Origin of the sequence: Xanthomonas codiaei (genome assembly GCF_002939785.1) — a bacterium.
Lineage (GTDB): Bacteria > Pseudomonadota > Gammaproteobacteria > Xanthomonadales > Xanthomonadaceae > Xanthomonas > Xanthomonas codiaei.
The window spans coordinates 85926-107990 of the sequence record NZ_MDEC01000003.1; the positions used below are offsets into that span (position 1 = coordinate 85926).

At 65.8% G+C, this 22065-nt stretch carries 18 protein-coding genes; 13 read left to right on the plus strand and 5 right to left on the minus strand.

The window, feature by feature from the left end; translation table 11 throughout:
• Window positions 1-128 precede the first annotated feature (128 nt).
• A complete protein-coding gene (locus XcodCFBP4690_RS02905; protein WP_167394451.1) occupies window positions 129-2009 on the plus strand; it encodes a M61 family metallopeptidase in 1881 nt (626 codons plus the stop codon).
• A 196-nt stretch (window positions 2010-2205) separates the two neighbouring features.
• Here XcodCFBP4690_RS02905 and XcodCFBP4690_RS02910 read toward each other — a convergent pair whose 3' ends face one another.
• Complete coding sequence (locus tag XcodCFBP4690_RS02910; RefSeq protein WP_146091818.1) at window positions 2206-2790, minus strand: hypothetical protein; 585 nt, start codon at window positions 2788-2790, stop codon at window positions 2206-2208.
• Window positions 2791-3138: 348 nt separating this feature from the next.
• Between XcodCFBP4690_RS02910 and radA the strand changes: the two genes are divergently transcribed.
• Complete coding sequence (gene radA, locus XcodCFBP4690_RS02915) at window positions 3139-4530, plus strand: DNA repair protein RadA (protein ID WP_104539562.1); 1392 nt, start codon at window positions 3139-3141, stop codon at window positions 4528-4530.
• A 230-nt stretch (window positions 4531-4760) separates the two neighbouring features.
• Entirely contained in the window at window positions 4761-5144 is a 384-nt protein-coding gene (locus tag XcodCFBP4690_RS02920; protein ID WP_104539563.1) for a DUF805 domain-containing protein, read from the plus strand.
• A gap of 424 nt (window positions 5145-5568) precedes the next feature.
• Here the strand turns inward: XcodCFBP4690_RS02920 and XcodCFBP4690_RS02925 are convergent, their stop codons facing one another.
• The 3 genes from XcodCFBP4690_RS02925 to XcodCFBP4690_RS02935 all read right to left on the minus strand — a co-directional run bounded on the left by XcodCFBP4690_RS02925 (window position 5569) and on the right by XcodCFBP4690_RS02935 (window position 7598).
• The gene (locus XcodCFBP4690_RS02925; protein ID WP_167394452.1) at window positions 5569-6387 is read right to left on the minus strand and encodes an IS3 family transposase; all 819 of its coding nucleotides are present in this window, start codon (window positions 6385-6387) and stop codon (window positions 5569-5571) included.
• Window positions 6387-6701 carry a DUF1153 domain-containing protein gene (locus XcodCFBP4690_RS02930; protein ID WP_063571424.1) on the minus strand — a complete coding sequence of 105 codons (315 nt, stop codon included), beginning with the start codon at window positions 6699-6701 and terminating at the stop codon, window positions 6387-6389. The genes XcodCFBP4690_RS02925 and XcodCFBP4690_RS02930 overlap by 1 nt, the downstream gene beginning before the upstream one ends.
• A gap of 108 nt (window positions 6702-6809) precedes the next feature.
• Window positions 6810-7598 (minus strand): winged helix-turn-helix transcriptional regulator, encoded by a 789-nt coding sequence (locus XcodCFBP4690_RS02935; RefSeq protein ID WP_104539697.1) that lies wholly within the window; start codon window positions 7596-7598, stop codon window positions 6810-6812.
• A 437-nt stretch (window positions 7599-8035) separates the two neighbouring features.
• Here XcodCFBP4690_RS02935 and XcodCFBP4690_RS22315 point away from each other — a divergent pair, with 437 nt between their 5' ends.
• From XcodCFBP4690_RS22315 to XcodCFBP4690_RS02950, 4 genes are all read left to right on the plus strand, one after another.
• Complete coding sequence (locus XcodCFBP4690_RS22315; RefSeq protein WP_146091819.1) at window positions 8036-8239, plus strand: hypothetical protein; 204 nt, start codon at window positions 8036-8038, stop codon at window positions 8237-8239.
• A gap of 281 nt (window positions 8240-8520) precedes the next feature.
• Window positions 8521-9876, plus strand: coding sequence for a helix-turn-helix transcriptional regulator (locus tag XcodCFBP4690_RS02940; protein ID WP_208622681.1), 1356 nt, complete (start codon window positions 8521-8523; stop codon window positions 9874-9876).
• A gap of 210 nt (window positions 9877-10086) precedes the next feature.
• Window positions 10087-11955, plus strand: coding sequence for an ATP-binding protein (locus tag XcodCFBP4690_RS02945; protein ID WP_104539566.1), 1869 nt, complete (start codon window positions 10087-10089; stop codon window positions 11953-11955).
• A 21-nt stretch (window positions 11956-11976) separates the two neighbouring features.
• Window positions 11977-14301 carry a tetratricopeptide repeat protein gene (locus tag XcodCFBP4690_RS02950; protein WP_104539567.1) on the plus strand — a complete coding sequence of 775 codons (2325 nt, stop codon included), beginning with the start codon at window positions 11977-11979 and terminating at the stop codon, window positions 14299-14301.
• A gap of 216 nt (window positions 14302-14517) precedes the next feature.
• Here XcodCFBP4690_RS02950 and XcodCFBP4690_RS02955 read toward each other — a convergent pair whose 3' ends face one another.
• Window positions 14518-15618, minus strand: a complete 1101-nt coding sequence (locus XcodCFBP4690_RS02955) for an NADH:flavin oxidoreductase/NADH oxidase (protein WP_104539568.1) — start codon at window positions 15616-15618, stop codon at window positions 14518-14520.
• A 686-nt stretch (window positions 15619-16304) separates the two neighbouring features.
• On the opposite strand from XcodCFBP4690_RS02955, the gene XcodCFBP4690_RS02960 reads away from it, so the two are divergent.
• From XcodCFBP4690_RS02960 to XcodCFBP4690_RS02985, 6 genes are read left to right on the plus strand one after another with little or no spacing between them, the layout of a single operon-like run.
• Window positions 16305-17147, plus strand: coding sequence for an STAS domain-containing protein (locus tag XcodCFBP4690_RS02960; protein ID WP_104539569.1), 843 nt, complete (start codon window positions 16305-16307; stop codon window positions 17145-17147).
• 1 nt (window position 17148) lies between these two features.
• The gene (locus tag XcodCFBP4690_RS02965) at window positions 17149-17511 is read left to right on the plus strand and encodes an STAS domain-containing protein (protein WP_064509613.1); all 363 of its coding nucleotides are present in this window, start codon (window positions 17149-17151) and stop codon (window positions 17509-17511) included.
• Window positions 17508-17903: an ATP-binding protein gene (locus tag XcodCFBP4690_RS02970; protein WP_064509612.1), complete on the plus strand. Its 396-nt coding sequence runs from the start codon at window positions 17508-17510 to the stop codon at window positions 17901-17903. Before XcodCFBP4690_RS02965 ends, XcodCFBP4690_RS02970 begins: the two co-directional genes overlap by 4 nt.
• On the plus strand, window positions 17894-18904 hold the full coding sequence (locus tag XcodCFBP4690_RS02975) for an ATP-binding protein (RefSeq protein ID WP_104539570.1): 1011 nt from the start codon (window positions 17894-17896) through the stop codon (window positions 18902-18904). The genes XcodCFBP4690_RS02970 and XcodCFBP4690_RS02975 overlap by 10 nt, the downstream gene beginning before the upstream one ends.
• Window positions 18901-19776, plus strand: coding sequence for a sensor histidine kinase (locus tag XcodCFBP4690_RS02980; protein ID WP_104539571.1), 876 nt, complete (start codon window positions 18901-18903; stop codon window positions 19774-19776). The genes XcodCFBP4690_RS02975 and XcodCFBP4690_RS02980 overlap by 4 nt, the downstream gene beginning before the upstream one ends.
• The gene (locus tag XcodCFBP4690_RS02985; protein ID WP_104539572.1) at window positions 19766-21721 is read left to right on the plus strand and encodes a response regulator; all 1956 of its coding nucleotides are present in this window, start codon (window positions 19766-19768) and stop codon (window positions 21719-21721) included. The genes XcodCFBP4690_RS02980 and XcodCFBP4690_RS02985 overlap by 11 nt, the downstream gene beginning before the upstream one ends.
• The last annotated feature ends 344 nt before the right edge of the window (window positions 21722-22065 follow it).

The window sequence follows — 22065 nt, forward strand, 5'->3', positions numbered from 1 at the left end:
GCCGCCAGTCATTGGCGGCTTTTTTTTGCCCGCCAATGGCTTGTGGCATGACCAATGGCATACGGGTAACGCCTGGTTGGCGCTTAGCATCGTGGGCTTGCCTAGTCCAGGTCACCTGCGGAGTTGCAATGAAGATGCCCACCTTGTTGTCCGTGTCGCTGCTGGCAGCGTTGTCCTTGCCCGCTGCGGCGCAAACCGCGCCGCCGCAGGACGTGCCGTTCGAGGGCACGCTGAAGATCGACGTCGATGCCACCGACCTGGCCCACCGCATCTTCAAGGTCAAGACCAGCATGCCGGCCAAGCCGGGCCCGATGACGCTGCTGTACCCGCAGTGGATTCCCGGCAACCATTCGCCGACCGGTCCGATCGACAAGCTTGCCGGGCTGGTGGTCAAGGTCGACGGCAAGGTGGTGCCATGGACGCGCGACCAATTCGACGTCTACGCGTTCAAGGTGGATGTGCCGCAGGGCGCCACCGAGCTGACGGCCGAATTCAAGTTCCTTTCGCCGCAGGCGAGCAACCAGGGCCGGGTGATGATGACCCCGGAAATGCTCAACCTGCAGTGGAACACCACGGCGCTCTATCCGGCCGGGTATTTCGCGCGCAACATCAAGGCCCAGGCCAGCGTCACCCTGCCGGCTGGCTGGAGCTATGCCACCGCGCTGGAAACAGATCGCCGCGTGGGCGACACGGTCACCTTCAAGCCGATCGACTTCGACGACCTGGTCGACTCGCCGATGTTCGCCGGCAAGTACTACAAGCGGGTGGAGCTGAGCAGCGGCAAGCAGCCGGTCTACCTCAACGTGTTTGCCGACGAGGCCAAGGCGCTGGAGGCCAAGCCCGAGCAGATCAAGGCGCATGCGGCGCTGGTGCAGCAGATGGACAAGCTGTACGGTGCGCGGCATTTCGATCATTACCAATTCCTGCTGGCGCTGACCAAGAAGCTGGGCGGCATCGGCCTGGAGCATCACCGTTCCAGCGAGAACAGCGGCCCGACCAATTACTTCACCGAGTGGGACAAGAGCTGGACCATGCGCGACCTGCTCGCGCACGAATACAACCACTCCTGGAACGGCAAGTACCGCCGTGGCGCGGACCTGGCTACGCCCAACTTCAACGTGCCGATGGGCGACAGCCTGCTGTGGCTGTACGAAGGCCAGACCCAGTTCTGGGGCGAAGTGATGGCGGCGCGTTCGGGCCTGTGGACGCAGGACCAGGCGCGCGACATGCTGGCCGGCGTTGCCGCCCAGTATGAGCGGGGTCGCCCGGGCATGGCGTGGCGCACGGTGCAGGACACCACCAACGATCCCACCATGTCGATGCGCCGGCCCAGGGCCTACCGCAGCTATCAGATGGCCGAAGACTATTATTCCGGCGGCCAGATGATGTGGCTGGAAGTGGATAGCAAGCTGCGCGAACTGACCAACAACAAGCGTTCGATCGACGACTTCGGCAAGGCCTTCTTCGGCATGAACAACGGCGACTGGGACGTCAATCCGTACACCTTCGACGATATCGTCGCCACTCTCAACGGCGTGGCGGCCTACGACTGGGCCAGCCTGTTGCGCAGCCGCATGGACGGGCATGGCTCGTTGAACGGCGGCATCGAGGCCAATGGCTGGAAGCTGGTCTACACCGACCAACCGAACCTGGTCACCAAGACCTACGAGAGTAACGAAAACGACGTCAGCCTGACCTACTCGCTGGGGCTGTCGCTGGAAGGGTCCGGGGAGATCAACGAGGTGTTGTGGGACAGCCCGGCATTCAATGCCGGCTTGATCAGCGGCAACACGATCGTTGCGGTCAACGGCCGCGCGTTCAGCGGTGAGGTGATCAAGGATGCCATCAAGGCGGCCAAGGGCACGACGACGCCGATCGAACTGCTGGTCAAGCGCGGCGACCGCTACGACACCGTTCGCATCGACTACCACGGCGGTCTGTTGTACCCGCACTTGGAGCGTGTCGCCGGCAAGCCGGATCGTTTGAGCGAGCTGTATAAGGCGCGCTGAGCGCGGCGCCTCGCCTCGCCATCCGTGGGCTCGGTGTCGCGTCTTGCGTCGCCGAGCCCACGGGCGATTCACTCAAGCAGGCGGTGCGAGCGCGCCGCCCATAGATGCTCGCCGTGGTATCTGCGCCTCGCTTGGATAGCGGTTGTCCACGACGACACCACCGTTGCACGCATCGTTTGCGGCTGCGGGCACTGCGCTAGCGACAATGCACTCCGGACACGGCAACTGCCGTTTGTCCCTTGTAGTCCAGATATCCCATTGCCTGCACGCATTTGTCGCGTCCGTCGATGCGCACCGGGCCTGCCTGGTAGGCATAGGTTCCATCGTCGCGATCCCACCACGGATCCCATTGCCACACACCGCAATTGGTGCGGTTGGGTTTGCAGACGTAGACCTCCACGCTGGTGAACAGCGGCTTCCCACGCGTGGAGCCAAGATGCGCGAAAACCGCGCAATTCCTGCCATTGCCGCTGTTGTAGTACAGCTGCAGTTCGCCCACTCGTTCGCCAGCGATGCTCACAGGCTTGTGATCGATGAGATTGCCGCCGCAGCCGTCGGCGCGCGCCGTGCCCGCATGGGCAAGTCCGAATAATCCGAACAGCACGATGATGAGAAGTTTCATGATGACCTCGTCCGTTGATTGCGTGCCTTGCAGTGTCTTGCCAACCTGCAGCGAACAGGACCGACCCTCCCATGCGCGATGCCGCCAATCCACGAGTGCGCGGCCGATCTCGGCAACGACGCTACAAGCGATGCAGGCAGGGAGATGTGAAACGCCCATGGCGACCACAAGCGGTGCAAGGCGTGTCCAGCCGCATGCGCGAGCTCGTCGACAAGCCGCAGAAGTCGCGAAAAGTGTCTGGCTGCGTCGCGCTGCGATGACCGCCGGCTGCATCGCTTCACGAGGCCGCCCACGTGCTTGAGTGCAGACATGCAGTGCGCGGGTTCGCGTGGCGCTGGTCTGTGGTGTCAGCGAACCGCCTGCGCGGCGATGGCCAATCTCTGACGCGCTGCAGGTGCTGCGCGTGGCGGCGCAGGCAGGCATTACGCTTGTGCACGGCGACGCAATCGCGTCTTTTGAGACGGCCAGCCACTATGCTGGCAGCTTCCGGAAACAGGCAACAGCGAAATGGCGAAGGCGAAGACGGCCTATGTCTGCGGCGAGTGCGGCGCCGAATACACCAAGTGGCAGGGGCAATGCACTGAGTGCGGGGTGTGGAATACGCTCAGCGAAATCGTGCTGGAAAGCGCGGCCCCTGGCGGCAAGGCCTCGCCGGCGGCGTCGCGGCGTAGTGGGTGGGCCGGCAAGGCCGAAGCGCCCAAAATCATGGCGCTCAAGGATGTGCAGCAGACCGAGCAGGCGCGCGTGTCCACCGGCATCGGCGAGTTCGACCGGGTGTTGGGCGGCGGCCTGGTCGAAGGGGCGGTCGTGTTGATCGGCGGCGACCCCGGAATCGGCAAGTCGACCCTGCTGTTGCAGGCGCTGGCCAGCATGGCGGGCGCGCTGCCGGTGCTCTATGTCACTGGCGAAGAGTCGCTGGCCCAGGTGGCCGGGCGCGCGGTGCGCCTGGATCTGCCGCTGGAAGGCTTGAATGCGCTGGCCGAAACCGGCATCGAACACATCCTTCAGCATGCAAGCGTGGCGCGGCCGAAGCTGATCGTGGCCGATTCGGTGCAGACGCTGTGGACCGAGTCGCTGACTGCAGCGCCGGGGTCGGTAAGCCAGGTGCGCGAGAGCGCGGCGCGGCTGGTGCGGTTCGCCAAGGAAACCGGCACGGCGGTGTTCCTGGTGGGCCATGTCACCAAGGAGGGCGGCATCGCCGGTCCGCGTGTGCTCGAACACATGGTCGATGCGGTGCTGTACTTCGAAGGCGAGAGCGGGAGCCGGTTCCGCCTGCTGCGTGCGTTCAAGAACCGCTTCGGCGCGGTCAACGAGCTGGGCGTGTTCGCGATGGGCGAGAAGGGGCTCAAGGAGGTCTCCAATCCTTCGGCGATCTTCCTGTCCGGAGGCAGCACCCAGCAGCCGGGCAGTTGCGTGATGGTGACCCGCGAAGGCACCCGGCCGTTGATGGTGGAGGTGCAGGCGCTGGTGGATGCCTCGCCATTGTCCAATCCTCGCCGGGTGGCGGTGGGGCTGGAGCAGAACCGGCTGGCGATGCTGCTGGCGGTGCTGCATCGGCATGGCGGCATCGTGGTCGGCGACCAGGACGTGTTCGTCAACGTGGTCGGCGGCATTCGCGTCCAGGAGACCGCAGCCGACCTGCCGGTGCTGCTGGCGGTGCTGTCCTCGTTGCGCGACCGGCCATTGTCCGAGAAGACCATCGCCTTCGGCGAAGTAGGGTTGTCCGGTGAAATTCGCCCGGTGCCCAATGGCGAGGACCGCTTGAAGGAGGCCGCTACCCACGGTTTCAAGCGCGCGATCGTGCCCAGGGCCAATGCGCCGAAGACGGCCAGCATCAAGGGCATGGAGATCATCGCGGTGGAGCGGCTGAGCCAGGCGCTGGAAGCGGCGGCGGACTAGGAACGTCGCCGATCGGCGGGGCGAGCCGCGGATGTCGCCAGGCAGGTCGTGCCTGGCATAGCCGGGTGCCCGGCCCAGTGCCCGCGACCGTTTGTCGGCTGGTCGCTCGCAACTGCATTTGGATATGAAGAAACCGTTTTCACCAGACAGAGGCTATGGCACCATGCGCGGCCCGTTGCACTGTGCACCGGATCACAAAGACCGCTGACTGCTCGAACTGGAGAATCACGATGGAATGGATGTTGTTGCCGCTCAAGCGCTATGCCGACTTTCAAGGTCGCTCGCGTCGCAAGGAATACTGGATGTTCATGCTGTTGCAGGTGATCGTCCTGGCCGTGTTGGGCACCCTGTTTGCCATCGCAGTAGCGGTGATGGGAAACGATGGCGGCCCCGGTCCGCTGGCATGGTTGGTGGGTGCGGTGATCGTTATCGTCGTGCTGGCGCTGATCGTTCCGAGCATCGCAGTGACGGTTCGCCGCCTGCACGATCAGAACAAGTCCGGCTGGTACTATCTGATCAGCTTCGTGCCCTACGTCGGCGGCCTTATCGTGCTGGTCTTCATGTGCCTGGAGGGAACGCCGGGCCAGAACCAATATGGCGAGAGCCCGAAGTAATCTGCGCTACATACCGAGTTTGATTCAAGCAATGGCGCGGGGATTCCCTGCGCCATTGTCGTTTATGCGATGGCTGGCGACAGCGGGTGCGATGCAATGCAACCCCATCGGGCTGGCGCACGGTCGATGGCACTGCTGCAGTTTCCTGCGTTGCAGCTGTTTGTCGAGTGCAGCGCAGTAACGCATCTTGAGGCGCAGCACGCCGGTTCTGCAGCGGCCTGGCGCCGTTGCGTAGCGGATCGCAGCCGGAACGATTCTTCGCCAGCGCGATGGCGAGACCGTACAGACGAGTTTGTCGCTGTCAGTTGTGATCGGCCTCGGGCGATCCGGATGCCCGCAGCCGCGGTGGCTCCGAACGTAGGCACACCAGATTTCTACGTCGCCGCTCAGTGCAGATGTAACGACCCACCACTTCCTGCACAGGTCAGGCCGCTAACGCATACGCCTCAGCGGGTGTTTTCATCTTCAGCGCCTGATGGGGTCGCTGATGGTTGTAGAAGTGGATCCAGTCGCCGATCGTGCGCATCGCATGGGTCAGGCTTTCGAAGCGATGCCGGTGCACGCACTGCTCCTTCAGGGTGCGGATGACCCGCTCGATCATGCCGTTCTGCTGCGGGCAATGCGGCGTGATGAACTCCTGTTGCAGGCCGTAGCTACGCACCAGGCTGGTGTACTTGCGACTGGTAAAGACCAGGCCGTTGTCGGATCGAAGCAAGAACGGCGCAGTGACCCTTCCCAGCGTGCCGAAGCGACTGATCAAGGCTTGCTCCAGCGCACCGGCGGTCGTGCTGGCCTTGCCACTGCGCGACAGATGCCAGCCAAGAAGTTCGCGGGTATGGCAATCGATGACCAACGCCAAGCTGAGCCAGCCGTCCTTTCCGCCCCAGACCCGGCACAGATCCGTCGACCAGCGCTCGTCCGGCCGAGTGGCGACCGACGGCAGTGCCTGGATACGTGGACGCTGGCCAATCGGCCGTTTGCGCACCTGCCAGCCCTTGAGCTGGAAGATGCGCTGGACTGTGTTCTTGTTCATGCCAAGCAGGCCGGCGACGGTCCGATAGCCGAACGACGGCTCCGTTTCAATAAGGGCTTTCACCGGCGCGGCGATCGCCTCCTGGATCTTCGGTGGTGCCTTGGTCGGCCGGTAATAGACCGTCCGCCTCGCCACACCAAACCAGCGGCATAGCTTGACCATGGAGACCTCGAAGCCATCGGCAAGCAATCCCTGCTGAAGGGAGACCATCAGGTCTCGTCCTTGCCCAGCAGGGAGCTCAATTTTTTTCGTGCGCGCAGCTCCAGCATGGCCTCGCCGTAGGCTTCCTGGAGGTCCTTCAGCTGCCGCTCGTACTGCTCGCGGACGTCTTCCGGCTTAGCGCGCAGGGCATTCTCCATGCCGCGCTTCGCATCCTCGACCCAGCCCTCGATCTCCGAGGGCGGAAGGTCGAACTGACGACTGGCTTCCGATATCGAGGTCTTACCTTGAATCACTTCAAGGACCAACGCCGACTTCCGGCGAGCGGTCCAGCGCTTGATCTCTTCTTCCATCACGATGCTCATGGGGGTGCTCCCTTAGGAAAGTAACACCTGAGCAGGATTTCAGTGGGTCATTACACAGATGGCAAGCAGGCGTCGACGCATGGCCCTTGCCTGGTGGTGAACGCTTCGCTAGCAGGCGGCCGAGTGATGGGCAGAACTTGGGCTATTGCTCTTGCCCGGCATCAGCGGGTCCTTGTCCTGCGAGGCGAGTTCCAGCTTGTAGCCGTGCGAATACACGGTCCTGATGCGGACCGCCCCGCTGTTGTTGCACAGCTGCAATTTCTTGCGCAGCTTATAGATGTGCTGTTCCATCGTGCGGTCGGTGAATTCGGTATGGCTGCCCCAGACGGCCTTGGCCAACTGGCAGCGGCGGAAACAGACGCCGGGGCTGGAGAACAGCAGCCAGGCGATCGAAAATTCCCGCGCTGTGAGCACGATCGGCTTGCCGTGCAGGTAGACGGTGTTTTCTTCGCGGATCAGGTGATACGGGCCGACGCTGAGATGTTGCGATTCCTGGCAGGTATGGGCCACTGGCGAGATGGCCAGGGCCGAGCGAACCTGCAACTCGTGGGAATTGAATGGGAGCGCTAATACTTCCTGGGCGCCGGCGCGATACCAGGCCAGGATCTCGTTGGGACTGTCGAAGCGTCCAAGCACGATCAATGGAGTGGGGTGGCCGCTATGGCAGCGCTGCCAGGCCAGCACCGAGCTGTCGTCCGAGGCAACACAGGTCGCATCGAAGATCAGTAGCTCACAGGGCGAATGCCGCAGGGAACGCAGCAGCTCGAGTTCGTCGGAAAACACCGCGATCTGTGGACCCAACGGAGCAAGGCTCGCATTGACCTGCGAGGCCAGACGCGCGTCCTGCGTCAACAGGAAAGCCGATCCTTGCTTACCGAGGGGAGGGTTGCCGTGCATCAGCCAGCCTTCCCGTGGCGGCACACGTACCAGTCGTGCGTGGGATGCCGGCGACGGACCGCAGGCGTCAACGTGAAACCCACATCTATAGAAAGGTGCATCGCCAAACCATCCGGCTGCCAAGGGGGGTGTCGGACCGAGGTCGGACGAATGGTATGTACCATTCCGAAGGCAAAAAGTTTCACTGCTGCGCACTTTTCTTCGGGTTTGAGTAGGTGCGCTTTAACCTGCGCTCATCTACGCGTGCAACAGCTCTTACGGCCAGGGCATGGGCCGAACGGGAATAACGGATTTCAGTGTCTATCGAGGCTTTTCGGATGACGGCTCCGGTTTTGGAGCGGGGGATCGAGCGAAGCCGGATTGGCGGATAAAGGTCTAGACCAACGTATTGCGATTCGGATGATCTTGTCGCCTGTATGGAATAGCTGATCGCCCGCATGAAGAAATTCTCTTGCCTCGATCCGGAGCCGACGGTGTCGTCGTCGTGTTCCGCGATCGGCGCTGACCGCACCACGCAGCCGGAGCGCCAACGCGGCGAAATCCGCACCGAAGCGGCGCGTTGGCAGACGTTGGACAAACACCGCGCAGCGCCGCGCACTGTTCCTTATTCAATACCCGCTCGAATGGTGGGCGATGTCTAGCGCTAGACATCGGCGTCGGCGTGCGCGAAGGAGTTCTGCATAGTCAAAAATGCGTGGCCGACGTGCAGGAAGACAGAGTGAGATTTTTTGATTTTTGCAGCGCTTCCGAGTGAGAAATTCCATTGGATCCCCTGCATACAATCGTTTGCGCCAGCGAGACCGGCGCGATGTTGTCTTTTGCTCATCCCCCTACGAGAGAGCCCGGCATGATCCTTTCCACCTACTTCGCAGCGATCTCCGCGTTGTCTTACGCAGATCGTCTTCCTACCTATACAAGCAGGATGCTGGTTGGTGCCTGGCCGCAAGGTCTGCAACATCTTCAACAACGCCGTGACGGCCAGGGAACGCCCGAAGGAACCGACGATGAAGTCGGCCTGCTCGGTGCCAGCGGCGATGCGTTGTTGATCCTGGAGTATCAAGAAGAAGCCGAAGACGCTTATCGGCATGCCTTGAAGGCGATGCGTGGGCATCAGCGCCAGCTGCGACTGCTGTCGTGCCGCAATACCGCCTGGCTGATGCTGAGCCAGCGCCGGCTGAGCGCCGCGTTGAACTGCTTTGCGCAGCTTGCGATGGACCGCGATACGCCGGCCTGTCTGGGCGGCGAAGGCTTGCTCGGCAAGGCGCTGACGCATTTCCATCTTGGCCAGAGCAGCCTGGCCCTGCAGACGCTAGAGCGTGCCCACGAAGTGCTGTCCGAACTGGAAAGCGGCGCATCCGACTGGCTGCGGATCGTCACGGCGCTGCGTCTGGACATGATCGCGCAGCTGCGTATCCGCCGCGCCGACCGCATGAGCGACCACGTGTTCTGGCAGGCCACGCTGCGCCAGGAAGACACCGCGCATGCCTTCGAACCGAGCGAGCTGCGGGCCTGCATCGCCGATCTGTCCGAAAGCATGCCGGTGCTCGCGCAGCGGATGCGGCATGTCCGCAACTTGCTGCGGATCGCCGGTGGCGACACCTTCGGATTCGACGCACAGATCGACGCCCTGCCGGCTGCAGCCAACGGGTTCCCCCCATGCGCGCGGCAGGACGCGCAGGTGGAATTGGCGCTGGCCGCCCTGGCGGTAGGCCGAGCCGACCTGGCCGAGCGCGCCCTGGCCGGTGCCGGCCGGCATCACGCGCCGCGCTGGAATCTGGAGTTCGAGTATTGCCAGGCCAAGATCAGCCAGGCGCTGGGGCGTACCGAACAGGCCTTGCTGCTGTACAACCGCTACGCGCTGGGTGCGGTGCAATGCCTGCGCAGCGAAGTGCAGGCGCCGCGCCTGCTCGAAAGCGGCACGCCGGCGCATGTCAGCGACGACATCTCCGCGCGCCTGCCGGCCAAGTACCGCCGTGCCTACAGCTACATGATCGCCAATGCGCACCGCTCGGACCTGTCGATCAACGAAGTGGCCGCGCAGATCGGGGTGACCGGGCGGGCATTGCAGCAGGCATTCAAGTCGGCCACCGGGCTGTCGCCGACCCAGGTCCTGCGGCGGTATCGCATGCAGAGCATCCGCGACGAGCTGCTGGCCGATGGCGGTTGCGGCAGCGTGCTGCAGGCGGCCAGCCGCTGGGGCGTTGGCAGTCGTTCAGCGCTCGCCAAGGGGTATCGCCAGCATTTCAATGAAGCGCCGATGGAGACCTTGCAACGCTAGCCGGCCGCGCACGGCCGGGCGGCAGCGCCTGGCCGTGCGCATCGCGTTTCCTGCATCCCGTGCAGGCGCCGTCGTTGGTACGCAGGCGAGGGCAGGAGCCCAGGTGAGACGTGCGTGCACGATGGCTTGCGGCTATCCTTGCCGGCTCGCACTGCCACGCAGGAGGCGCGTCCGAGGACGGGCGTGGCCGCCAGGGAAACGACGACGATCATGCAAGATCCCATCTCCGAGGCGACGGACGCCTCACAGATCCGCCGTGCCGGCGTCGACCTCAATGGATTGATGTCGGTTCTGAGCAAGCATCTGTATTCCACGCCGGTGGTCGCGTTACGCGAACTGGTGCAGAACGCGCACGACTCGATCCTGCGGCGCCGGCTGGAACAGCCGCAGTGGCAGGGTGAATCGCGCATCCACGTGCAGGCCGATCCGGCGCAAGGGATCGTGCGCATCGTCGATACGGGTGCCGGGCTCACCCAGCAGGAAATCCATGATTACCTGGCTACCGTGGGCGTGGGCTATACCCGCGGGCTACGCCAGGGCGGGCACGAAGACAGCGGGCTGATCGGCATGTTCGGGCTGGGCTTCCTGTCGGCCTTCGTGCTGGCACGCCGTGTCACCGTGCGCACCACCTCCTACCAGACGCCGACCCTGGGCCATTGCTACATCTCCAGCAATGCCGAGCAATACACGGTGAGCCCGATACCGGCGCGTGGGCAGGTGGGTACCGAGGTGGTGCTGGAGTTGCACGACCAATACCTGGCATTGGCACAGGACGGACGCCTGCACGAGATCCTGGCGAGCTATTGCGCCTTGTTGCGCGAGCCGATCTGGGTCGGTGCCAACATGCAGCCGATCAATCCCGAGCCGCCGCCGTGGCGCACGCACGATACGGTGCCGCTGCATCCGGTGCAGGCCTGGCGCCGACAGCGCGAGTTCGCTGCGCGCTTCGAGCGCAACTTCGAGCCGTTGTGCTGCATGCCGGTCCGTGCGGACGAGGGGAGCGACGCGGTGGGCCTGCTGTGGGTGCAGGACGGTGCCACCTACGGCACCAGCGATAACCGCAATCTGTCGGTGTTCTTGCGCGGCATGCTGCTGGACGACAACGCGCGCGAATTGCTGCCGCCGTGGGCCGGTTTCATCGGCGGGGTGATCGAATCCAATCGCCTGACGCCGACGGCAAGCCGCGAGGATCTGCAGCGCGATGCGGTCTACAGCTCGGTGCAGCATGCGCTGTCCGAGGCCCTGGTGCAGGGGCTGGCGGATGTGGCGCGGCAGCAGCCGGAGGCGTGGCGTCGCATCCTGCTGCGGCATAACGAGGCCTTGCTGGGCGCTGCACTGTGCGACGAGCGCCTGTTCGACTTGCTGCTGGAACATGTGCGGGTGCCGACCTCGCAGGGCGACCTGCCGGCGCAGCAGTTGCCGGCGCGTGGTGCCGTGCACGTGATCCTGGACAGCGACAGCGGCTTCGAAGAGATGCTGTTCCGCGCCATGGGCGTGCCGGTGGCCTATGGCAACCGCTATGCGGTGGTGCCGTTCCTGCGCCGCTGGGCGCAGGCCAAGGGGGTGCGCCTGGTCGAGCTGGGAACCGAGCACGGCAACCGTCAGTTGTTCCATCTGGATCGCCTGCCGGCCGATGAACTGGCATGGCTGGAGCAGCACCTGGGCGATGGCGAAGCGCTGGTGCCGGCACGTTTCAGTCCTACGGAATTGCCGCTGGTGGTGGTGCCCGATCGCGAGGCAGAGCTCAAGCGCCGGCTGGAACAGGACGAAAACGACAAGCGGGTGTCGACGGCCGCGTTGCGGCTGGCGCGGCAGTTCACCGCGCGCATCGAGGCGCGGCAGACCCAGCGGCTGTATCTCAATCTGGACAATCCGGCGCTGCAGGCCTTGCTGGCCGCCCAGCGCGATGGCAACCCGCAGGCCGCCATCGCTGCGCGCTTGCTGCGCTCACTGAAAGTGATCGTGGCAGCGCAGGGGCGTGCGCCGCCGCAGCCAGGGGGCCCCGAGTCGGGCGGGCCCGATCTCAACAAGGCCTTCGGCGATCTTGCCGCGGCCGTGAGTCAACTGCTGGCGCGCTGAGCGCGCACCGAAGGACGTGCGATGGAAATCTGGAACTGGGTGGAAAAACTGCAGGACGACCTGGGCGAAGCCGGGCAGCCGCAGAACGCGCAGCTGCTGACGCGCCTGACCGACCATATTTGCGATCTGCAGATCGAACGTGCCGAAGCCTTGCTGCCCGAGGCGCGTGCGCTGGGCAAGACGCTGGCCAATCCGTGGCTGGAAGTGTTCGTCGGCCATTGGGAGATGCGCAACCGGGTCGGCAACCTGTGCGAGGGAGAACGTGCGCTCGGCGATGCGGTGGCGCTGTTCGAGCGGGCGCACCGCGCCGATGCGGTGGAATGCCCGCAATCGGTCTGCGTCACCCAGGATCTGGCGGCGTGCTACGCCAACATCGATGGCCCGGGTTGGGTGCAAGAGCGCATCGAGGTCTGCGACGAAACCTTGGGCCGCATCGACCCGAGCTGGTCGTGCTACCAGTGCCTGAGCTGCGAAAAAGCCGATGCCCTGCTCGACGACGGGCGTGGGGATGCGGCGCTGAGCTATCTGGACCAGCAGTCGCAGACCATCGTTGCCCACGGTGGCCAGATCTACGACGGCGTGCCGGACATGCGGATCTCGATCCTGCTGTCGCTGGGACGCGCCGAGCAGGCGCTGGCATTGATCGAACAACGTGAGCGCGAGGCGGCGCGCGAGGGTGCGGAGTGGGCCAATTGCAGTCAGCCGCGTCGTCTGCAGAAGGCGCGCGCGCTGGCAATGCTCAATCGCGACGACGAGGCCCTGGACGCCTTGCTGCCCTGGCGCGAGGTGGCGCCGCGCTACCGCCTGCACTGGTTGCGCGCGGTGGCGGTGCTGGTGACGCGTGCGCCCGAGCGCAATACCTGGGACCTGGGCAGCCGCGTGCAGCTGATGCTCGATCATTACGCGCAGGTCGGTGCGCATCGCATCCTGATCGAGGCGGCGGAACTTGCGATCGATCTTGCCCTGCAACGCGGTGCGGTGTGGACGGCACGCCGACATCTGGCGCTCGCCCGTGCGCACCTGCCCAAGTTGCGGCAGGACCGCGGCGCCACCCAGGCACTGGACCGTTGGGCCGCCCGTGTCGAGCCGGCGGCCACCGGCGAGGCGGCACCGGTGCCGGCCGATCAGCTGCTGGAGTGGTTGAACGCGCAGGGCCAGGAGGCGGTGCGCAATCCCGAGCGGGAGGCGCAATGGTTGCTGCAGGCCGTGGCCGAGCGGCCCGACGATGCGGAGCTGGTCGATACCGCGGCGTCAGCCTTGAGCGCCTGCGCGGCGGACGAGCAGGCGATCGCGTTGCTGTGGGACTTCGTGCAGCGGCACGCCGACCGCGAAACCAGCCCGACCTTCCGGCTGATGAATCTGCTGCTGGGCCGCGGCGACGACGCCGGGGTGCGCAAGCTGGCGCAGCTGTATCGCCCGCAGGTGCCGGTGGCCGCGCTGTGGTGCGAGGCGCAACTGGCCCAGCGGCTGGCCGACTGGCCGGCGCTGGAACAGGCGTGCACGGCCTTGCTGGAGCTGTCGCCCGGCTCGCATGGCGCGCGCGGGTTGCTGGCGCGCATGTATCTGGACACCGGACGTTTTGCCGAAGCTGCCCAGGTCTACCGTCACTTGATCGCGGTGATGGACGAGCCACGCTCGGCGCACTGGGACCATATGACCGCCGCCAGCGCCGCGCAGGACTGGGATGCGGTGCGTGCCTCGGCGGCGGCGATCGGCATGGAACTGAGCAGCACCAGCGGGGTTGTCGAGGAAGACTGGGGCTGGGTGATCGTGCGTTGCGTGGACGATGGCGAGGCGGCCGACTATTACGCACGCCGCACCGGCCCGGTGACCGCACGCATCATCGAGAATGCGCCTGCGCACCGGCGCCAGCATGTCGGTGACTGGGTGGTGTTCGATGCCGAGCTGCTGTATCCGGCACCGGAGGACGAGGCCGAACGCGAGCGTTTCGTGCCCACCTATGCGCAAGTGCATGTGCTGGAGACCGGTGGCTACGGCAGTAGCTGGCTGGTGGATGGCGTGCATCCGGGCGACGAGGTCATCGAGGCGATGCGCGCGGACATGGAATCGCGCGGCTGGAAGATGTGGGTGCACAGTCGCGGCGACTACCGTGTCATGGATCCGGATCGGCCGGACACCTTCGACCCGGACGATGCGACCTCGGGCCTGCCGGGGGTGCTGTTCACCGTGGCGCTTCCGGAAAACGTGTCGCCGCAGGAGTTGCACCGCGTCCTGCGCTGCACCACCTCGCGCTGGTCGCACCCGATGTGCTGGCTGCGGCTGGCCGAGGCCTGCGACCAGGATCCACGCCCGCATCTGGACGCGGTGGAGCGTTACGGGTTGTAAACCGTGCTCCGGGGACGCGTGCAGCTCGAGCGGCCAGGGCGGTGACGTGCGATCGAAGCGTCTGAGGTGGCGGACTGACGTTGTCGTCAGCCCGCACTGCGTGGTCACGCCTTTGCCGCCGGCTTGGCGACGCCGTGCGCTGTTCCGGCCAGTGCTGCAACGCGTTGGCCTTGCCCAGGGTTGTCGCAGCGAGCGGCAACCCTGCCGGCCTGGCCATCAGTGACGCGCGCCGTAGCGCTCCAGCCAGTGTGCATACGACGCCGGCAGTTGCCAGGACGGACGTTCTTCGCCCAGTGCCAGTGCGGCCTGATAGGGCCAATGCGGGTTGGCCAGATGCGCGCGGCCGACCATCACCAGTTCCATCTGACCGTCGGCGACCACGCGGTTGGCTTCGTGCGGGTCGTCGATATTCCAGGACGAGGCCACCGGCAGCTGCGCCTCGCGGCTTACCTGCGCGGCGATTGGGGCCAGCAGCGCAGGGCCCCAGGGAATCTGCGCAGTCGGCGTGCTGAAGCCGATGCTGACATTCAACAGGTCCAGGCCGCTGCGCTTGAATGCGCGCGTCAGGTCGATCGCTTCGGCCAGCGTTTGCTCGTCGCGGCCGTCGAATTCGATGACGCCGAAGCGGGCGGTGAGCCGCAGATGTTCGGGCCAGATCGCACGCACCGCCTGCAGCGTCTCCAGCAGGAAGCGCGCGCGTCCGTCGGCATCGCCGCCATAGCGGTCCTGGCGCAGATTGGCGTGCACCGAGAAGAAGCTCTGCGCCAGATAGCCGTGTGCGAAGTGCAGTTCCAGCCACTGAAAGCCGGCATCGCGTGCGCGCTGCGCGGCGGCGACAAAATCGCCACGCACGCGGGCGATATCGTCCTGCGTCATTTCGCGCGGCAGCTTGGACAGGCCGCCACCGAAGGCGACTGCCGATGGCGACACGGTGTCCCAGCCGCGCGCATCGTCGGCAGCAATATGGTCGTCGCCTTCCCAGGGACGGTTGGCACTGGCCTTGCGCCCGGCATGGCCGATCTGGATGCCCGGCACCGCGCCGGCGGCGCGGATGGAGGCGGCGATGCGCGCCAGCCCTTCGGCCTGCGCGTCGTTCCACAGGCCAAGGCATCCCGGGGTGATGCGTCCTTCCGGCGAGACGCCGGTCGCCTCCACGATCACCAGCCCGGCGCCGCCGGGCGCCAGTGCGGCGTAATGCACCTGATGCCAGTCGTTGCTCAGGCCGTTAACGGCGGTGTACTGGCACATGGGAGGAATCGCGATGCGATTGCGGAGCGTGACATCCTTCAGCTGGTACGGCGAAAACAACGATGACATGGGGGACTTTGGTCTGAGAGAGCGAGGGCGCGATCAGACCATGTCGTGCGGCCGCGCGACACCCGCGCCATTGGCACACCGCGTTGCAGCCGCTGCCGACTGCGCGCCCGGCCACACCATGCCTGCGCAGAGGGTTGCTGCGGGCGGACGGCGGCCGTTGCAACGCTGTGTCGCCGCAATGCCGATCGACGCCGCACCGGGTGCACCACATGCGGCGTGGGCGGCCACGCCACCGGCGCCACTGCGCCGGCACGCATCTGCAAGCTGGTGGCACCAGACAGCGGCCTGGCCATCTTTCGAGGCCGGACGCTCGCAAGGTAATGGGCCGGCCAGAACCCTGGTCTTGCGAGGTGCCCCCGACGCGGAGCGTGCCCTGGAGCCAGCCGGGTGCGGTGCGTTTCCAGCGCCTGCATAGCCCGCCGCCTGCATACGCCCGATCGCTGACGGGCGTCCAGGGCGGCCGATGTGGCGCTTGTCCGCAGGCGTGGGCCGGCGCACGTTCGCCGCCGTCGCGGCAATGTCAAACTGCCCAGGCCAGCGCCGCTGACCGCGACAGGTTGGGTCGCTGGTTGCAGAAACTGAATTGCTTTACTCTGCTGCGCTTCGGCGTGGGGGCGCCGCGTCGATCCGGGCGCAGTCCAGCCCGCATGCCCAGCCTCTCTTTACTTTATTTGGCGGGTGATCTCATGGTGGCACTGCAGCAGCGCTCGATCGACGTGATTCGTAGCCAGGAGCCGGCCTTGTTGGCCGCCTGGCTCGCATCCGGCGTTGGCAACGATGCGCGCCTTTCCCGGCAGGAGCTGGAAACCCAGAGCGCACAATTCCTGAGTCTGCTGGTGGCGGCGTTGAAGGAGGATGGCAGCAGCCTGGACAGCGCCGAATGGAGCGAGGTCCGCCGCTTCCTGGAGACCCTCTCACGCGACCGCGCCACGCGCGGCTTCGATTCGCAGGAAACCGCCAACTTCATCTTCTCGCTCAAGCGCGTGCTGTTTACGCTGGTCCAGCGCGAATACGCCAGTGATCCGGACGAACTGGGCCAGCAGCTGTGGGCCCTGTCCGAACTGCTCGACCGCCTGGGCCTGTACACCGTCAGGACGTTTCAGAAGACCCGCGAAGACATCATCGTGCGCCAGCAGGAAGAGATGCTGGAGCTGTCCACGCCGGTGGTGAAGCTGTGGGAAGGCGTGCTGGCGCTGCCGATGATCGGTACGCTGGATTCGCAGCGCACCCAGGTGGTGATGGAGTCGCTGTTGCAGCGTATCGTCGATACCGGTTCGGAGATCGCCATCATCGATATCACCGGCGTGCCCACCGTGGACACCCTGGTGGCGCAGCACCTGCTCAAGACCGTCACCGCGATCCGTCTGATGGGCGCCGATGCCATCATCAGTGGCGTGCGCCCGCAGATCGCCCAGACCATCGTGCACCTGGGGCTGGACCTGCAGGGCATCGTGACCAAGGCCAACCTGGCCGATGCGCTGGCGCTGGCGCTCAAGCGCACCGGTCTGACCGTGAGCAAGGCAGACTGACATGGAACGCATCCCGATCCTGCGCATGGGTCACCTGCTGCTGGTCACCATCCAGGTGGACATGCACGATCAGCTGGCGCTGCAGCTGCAGGAAGACCTGTCGGAAAAGATCAGCGCCACTTCCGCGCGCGGCGTGCTGATCGATATCTCCGCGCTGGACATCGTCGATTCGTTCATCGGTCGCATGATCAGCACCATTTCCGGTCTGGCCGCGCTGATGGGCGCGCGGACCGTGGTGGTGGGCATGCAGCCGGCGGTGGCGATCACCCTGGTCGAACTGGGGCTGACCCTGCCGTCGGTGCGCACGGCGCTCGATGTCGAACGCGGCATGCGCCTGCTGCAGCAACCCGACCCGCAGTCATGAGCGCCGGTTCGCAACCGGTCCGCACCGAACAGGACGTGGTGCTGGCACGGCAGACCGTGCGCAAGCTGGTGGTGCAATGCGGGCTGCGGCTGGTCGACCAGACCAAGCTGGTCACCGCGGCCAGCGAACTGGCGCGCAACACCGTGATCTACGGTGGTGGCGGCGACATGGACTGGGCGCTGGTCGAAAGCGGCATCCGCAAGGGCGTGCAGCTGACCTTTCGCGACGAAGGCCCCGGCATTGCCGACCTGGATCTGGCGCTCACCGACGGCTGGACCTCCGGCAGCGGTTTGGGGCTGGGCCTGTCCGGCAGCCGGCGACTGGTGGACGATTTCGTGCTCGATAGTGCAGCCGGCAAGGGCACCCGTATCACCATCACCAAATGGAAGTGACGGTTGCCGGCGCGCTCACCCAGGTGATCCGCGTCGAGGAGTCCACCCAGGTGGGCCAGGTGCGCCGCGATGCGGTGGCGCTGGCCCAGGCCTGCGGATTCGACGAAGACGCCTGCGGGCGCGTGGCACTGGTGGCCACCGAGCTGTGCACCAACCTGCTCAACCATGCCGGTGGCGGTCAGATGCAGCTGTGCAGCGTGGCCGGCCGCGATGGCCCTGGCGTGGAATTGTGCTCGCTCGATCACGGCCCCGGCTTCGTCCTTGCCGACTGCCTGCCCGATGGCTATTCCACCGGCAGCACGCCCGGTAACGGATTGGGCACCGTGCAGCGGCATGCCGCGTTGCTGGATGCCTATTCGGATGCGACCGGTGCGGTGGTACTGGCGCGCGTGTACGCCACGCAGGAGACGGCGGCAGACCTGCCCTATGGTGCGATCCGCCTGCCGTTGCACAGCGAAACCGTCTGCGGCGACGCCTGGCACTTGGAGGTCGATGCGCAGTGCCTCACCGCCACCGTGATCGATGGCCTGGGCCACGGAGCGGGCGCGGCCGATGCCGCCGAAGCGGGCGCCCGCGCCGCCGCGGTGGCCAGCGGCGAGCCCGGCGCGCGTCTTGCACGGTTGCATGCCGCCATGTCCGGCACCCGTGGAGGCGCCGCGGCAGTGATGCAGTTCGACGGTGAAACCGGCCGGGTGCGCTTTGCCGGGGTGGGCAACATCGCCGCGACGCTGTGCGATGGCGACGGCGTGCGCGGCATGCCGTCGCATCCGGGCATCGTCGGCGTGCAGTTTCGCAAGGCGCAATCCTTCGACTTTCCACAGGCCGCCGGCAAGCTGCTGGTGATGCACAGCGACGGCCTGCAATCGCGCTGGAACCTGCGCGATCATCCAGGCGTGCTGTCGCGCCATCCACGCATCGTTGCCGCGGTGCTGGCGCGCGATTACGCGCGCGGCCGCGACGATGCCTGCGTCTTCGTCATGCGCCTGGGAGGCCTGCAATGAACCCACCCGATGCGGCACCGGCCAGCGATCCGCTGGCCGAACTGGAGACCCTGCGCCAGCAGAACCAGGCCCTGCGCGAGGAGCTGGAAGAAACCAACCAGGGCGTGCTCGCGCTGTACGCCGAGCTCGACCAGCAGGCCGAGCAGCTGCGCGATGTGTCCGAGCTCAAGAGCCGCTTCCTGTCGTACATGAGCCATGAGTTCCGCACCCCGCTGGGCTCGATCCTGAGCATCACCCGGTTGCTGGAGGACGGCATGGACGGGCCGCTCAACGACGAGCAGCTCAAGCAGGTGCGCTTTGTCAGCGCCTCCACGCGCGAACTGAGCGAGATGGTGGACGATTTGCTGGACCTGGCCAAGATCGAAGCCGGGCGCATCACCATCTCGCCGGGCTGGTTCGACCTGATGGACCTGTTCGCCGCCCTGCGCGGCATGTTCCGCCCGCTTACCGATGTGGGCAGCACCACCTTGATCTTCGAAGATCCGCCGGTGCTGCCGATGCTGTACACCGACGACAAGAAGCTGGCGCAGATCCTGCGCAACTTCATTTCCAACGCGCTCAAGTTCACCCCGCAAGGCCATGTGCGCGTGCTGGCGCAGCTGGAAGACGAGCACCATGTGCGCTTCAGCGTGCAGGACACCGGCATCGGCATCGCGCCGGAGCTTCACGAGGCCTTGTTCGAGGATTTTGTACAGGTGGACTCGCCGTTGCAGAAGCGCCTGACCGGCACCGGGCTGGGCCTGTCGATCTGCAAGCGCTTCGCCGAACTGCTGGGCGGACGGGTCGGCATCAACAGCGTGGTGGGGCAGGGGTCGGAATTTTTCGTGGTGCTGCCGGTGACGCTGGCAGCGGAGAAGGCACTTGGGCAGTAAGCACCACATCCTGGTCGTGGACGACAATGCGGTGACGCGCTATTCGGTGCGGCGCGTGCTGGAGCACCACCGCTTCGTGGTCGAGGAAGTCGGCACCGGCGCCGATGGCCTGGCCAAGCTGGCCGCGCAGTCGTTCGCGGCGGTGGTGCTGGATGTCAACCTGCCGGACATGAGCGGTTTCGATATCGTGCGCACGCTGCGCGCCGATCCGCGCACCGCGTTGCTGCCGGTGGTGCACGTCTCGGCCGCCTCGATCGCCACCGGCGACATGATCACCGGGCTCGATGCCGGCGCCGACGCGTACATGATCCATCCGGTGGACCCGAACGTGCTGGTCGCCACGCTGCGCACCTTGCTGCGCGCGCGCCATGCCGAAGAGGAGCTGCGGGCCAGCGAGGCGCGTTTTCGCGAGATATTCGAACACATCGGCGCACCGATCGCGGTGGTCGATGCGCAGCTGCATACGCATGAGGTCAATGCGGCATTCCAACGCCTGATCGGCAGCGCCAGCCCGGCCGAGGCGATCCAGGCCGCCGGGCTGGACCAGTCCGCGACCGTGCAGGCGCTGACCACTGCGCTGCGGCAACGCGAACGCTGGAGCGGCGCTCTGACCTTGCTGCGCGATGGCCGTGCACGCGAAACCGAATGGCGGGTGTCGCCATATCGCGAGCCGGATCTGGGCCTGCTGATGGTCGAGGACGTGACCGAGCAGCGCCTGCGCGAGCGCGAGCAGCGCCAGGAACTGGACACTGCCACCACCGAACTGGCGCACCAGATCGCCGAGCGCCAACGCACCGAAATCCAGCTGCTGCAGGCGCAGAAGATGGAAGCGCTGGGCAAGCTCACCGGCGGCATCGCGCACGACTTCAACAACCTGCTGACCAGCATCATCTCCGGCCTGGACATGATCCAGCTGGCAGTGGAATCCAACCGCATCGAGCGGGTGCCACGGCTGGCCGAAGTCGCCACCGGTTCGGCGCATCGTGCCGCAGCGCTGACCCAGCGCATGCTCGCCTTCGCGCGCAAGCAATCGCTGGATGCCCAGCCCTTCGACGTGAACCTGCGCGTGCGCTCGCTGGAAGACATGCTGCGCCGCTCGATCGGCGAAAACATCGTGCTGGAACTGGAACTGGCCGACGCGACGCTGGTGGCGGTGGCCGATGCCAACCAGCTGGAAAACGTGGTGCTCAACCTGGTGATCAACGCCCGCGATGCGTTGCAGGGCCAGGGCAGCATCCGCGTGCAGACCACCGCGCATACCGCGCACGACGACCCGGAGCTGGACGACGGCGAGTACGTGGCGGTGAAGGTGATCGACAATGGCAGCGGGATCGCACCGGCCATCCTCAACCAGGTGTTCGAGCCGTTCTTCACCACCAAGCCCATCGGCGAAGGCACCGGCCTGGGGCTGTCGATGACCTACGGGTTTGCGCGTCAGTCCGGTGGCACCGCGCGCATCTCCAGCCAGGTGGGCGAGGGCACCACGGTGACGCTGCTGCTGCCGCGCGGGCTGACCGCCAGCGAGCTGCCACCGCCGCCGGCACCGAGCACGCCGCGCACGCACAATGCGCGCATCCTGCTGGTGGACGACACCGACGTGGTGCGCATGATGGTGAGCGAGGTACTCACCGATGCCGGCTACCTGGTGCTCGAAGCCGAAGACGCCAACGGCGCGCTGACCCATCTGCGCACCGAGGTGCCGATCGATTTGGTGGTGTCGGATGTCGGCCTGCCGGGCATGAACGGGCGCGACATGGCCGACCTGGCGCGGGTGCTGCGGCCTGGGCTGCCGATCCTGTTCATCACCGGCTACGCAGAAAACGCGATCACCCGGCAGGAGTTCCTGGCCGAGGGCATGGCCCTGTTGCCCAAGCCCTTCAGCCTCAACGACCTGCTCAATACCGTCGGCCAGATGCTAGACAGCAGCGCGCTGGCGCGCGCGTAGCGGCCGGCGCGCCCGGCCGCAGCGATGGCAGGCTGCGATCGGCTGCAACCGCCAGGCCGGACGCGTGGCACAGGCGCGAGAGGGTGGCGCTTGGCGCGGTGCGCGGCAGTGGCGCTGGAAGGCGATGCGTGCTTCGGCATCGGTGGTGCGTGAGGCTTCGATCATCAGCGGGCGTGAGATGCCGCGTGACGCCTGCTGAGGGTGTTTCCTGCGTGCGCGCGCAGCGAGGTCGTGCGTGGAGAGGCGCGCTACAGCGGCGTGGTTCCGCGCCGCGGGTGTGGCCAAGGTCGTCGCCGCGCGGGGCGATGCGCTCGCACGCGTACGTTGCGAGCGCATCGCATTTC

Coding starts and splice junctions, on each gene's coding strand:
- XcodCFBP4690_RS02925 (WP_167394452.1), bottom strand. CDS start 6,387: ATGGTCTCCCTTCAGCAGGGATTGCTTGCCGATGGCTTCGAGGTCTCC.
- XcodCFBP4690_RS02905 (WP_167394451.1), top strand. CDS start 129: ATGAAGATGCCCACCTTGTTGTCCGTGTCGCTGCTGGCAGCGTTGTCC.
- XcodCFBP4690_RS02975 (WP_104539570.1), top strand. CDS start 17,894: ATGGAAGTGACGGTTGCCGGCGCGCTCACCCAGGTGATCCGCGTCGAG.
- XcodCFBP4690_RS02970 (WP_064509612.1), top strand. CDS start 17,508: ATGAGCGCCGGTTCGCAACCGGTCCGCACCGAACAGGACGTGGTGCTG.
- XcodCFBP4690_RS02910 (WP_146091818.1), bottom strand. CDS start 2,790: ATGGGCGTTTCACATCTCCCTGCCTGCATCGCTTGTAGCGTCGTTGCC.
- XcodCFBP4690_RS02940 (WP_208622681.1), top strand. CDS start 8,521: ATGCTGGTTGGTGCCTGGCCGCAAGGTCTGCAACATCTTCAACAACGC.
- XcodCFBP4690_RS02960 (WP_104539569.1), top strand. CDS start 16,305: ATGGTGGCACTGCAGCAGCGCTCGATCGACGTGATTCGTAGCCAGGAG.
- XcodCFBP4690_RS02980 (WP_104539571.1), top strand. CDS start 18,901: ATGAACCCACCCGATGCGGCACCGGCCAGCGATCCGCTGGCCGAACTG.
- XcodCFBP4690_RS02935 (WP_104539697.1), bottom strand. CDS start 7,598: ATGCACGGCAACCCTCCCCTCGGTAAGCAAGGATCGGCTTTCCTGTTG.
- XcodCFBP4690_RS02945 (WP_104539566.1), top strand. CDS start 10,087: ATGCAAGATCCCATCTCCGAGGCGACGGACGCCTCACAGATCCGCCGT.
- XcodCFBP4690_RS02920 (WP_104539563.1), top strand. CDS start 4,761: ATGGAATGGATGTTGTTGCCGCTCAAGCGCTATGCCGACTTTCAAGGT.
- radA (WP_104539562.1), top strand. CDS start 3,139: ATGGCGAAGGCGAAGACGGCCTATGTCTGCGGCGAGTGCGGCGCCGAA.
- XcodCFBP4690_RS02965 (WP_064509613.1), top strand. CDS start 17,149: ATGGAACGCATCCCGATCCTGCGCATGGGTCACCTGCTGCTGGTCACC.
- XcodCFBP4690_RS02930 (WP_063571424.1), bottom strand. CDS start 6,701: ATGAGCATCGTGATGGAAGAAGAGATCAAGCGCTGGACCGCTCGCCGG.
- XcodCFBP4690_RS02950 (WP_104539567.1), top strand. CDS start 11,977: ATGGAAATCTGGAACTGGGTGGAAAAACTGCAGGACGACCTGGGCGAA.
- XcodCFBP4690_RS02955 (WP_104539568.1), bottom strand. CDS start 15,618: ATGTCATCGTTGTTTTCGCCGTACCAGCTGAAGGATGTCACGCTCCGC.
- XcodCFBP4690_RS22315 (WP_146091819.1), top strand. CDS start 8,036: ATGAAGAAATTCTCTTGCCTCGATCCGGAGCCGACGGTGTCGTCGTCG.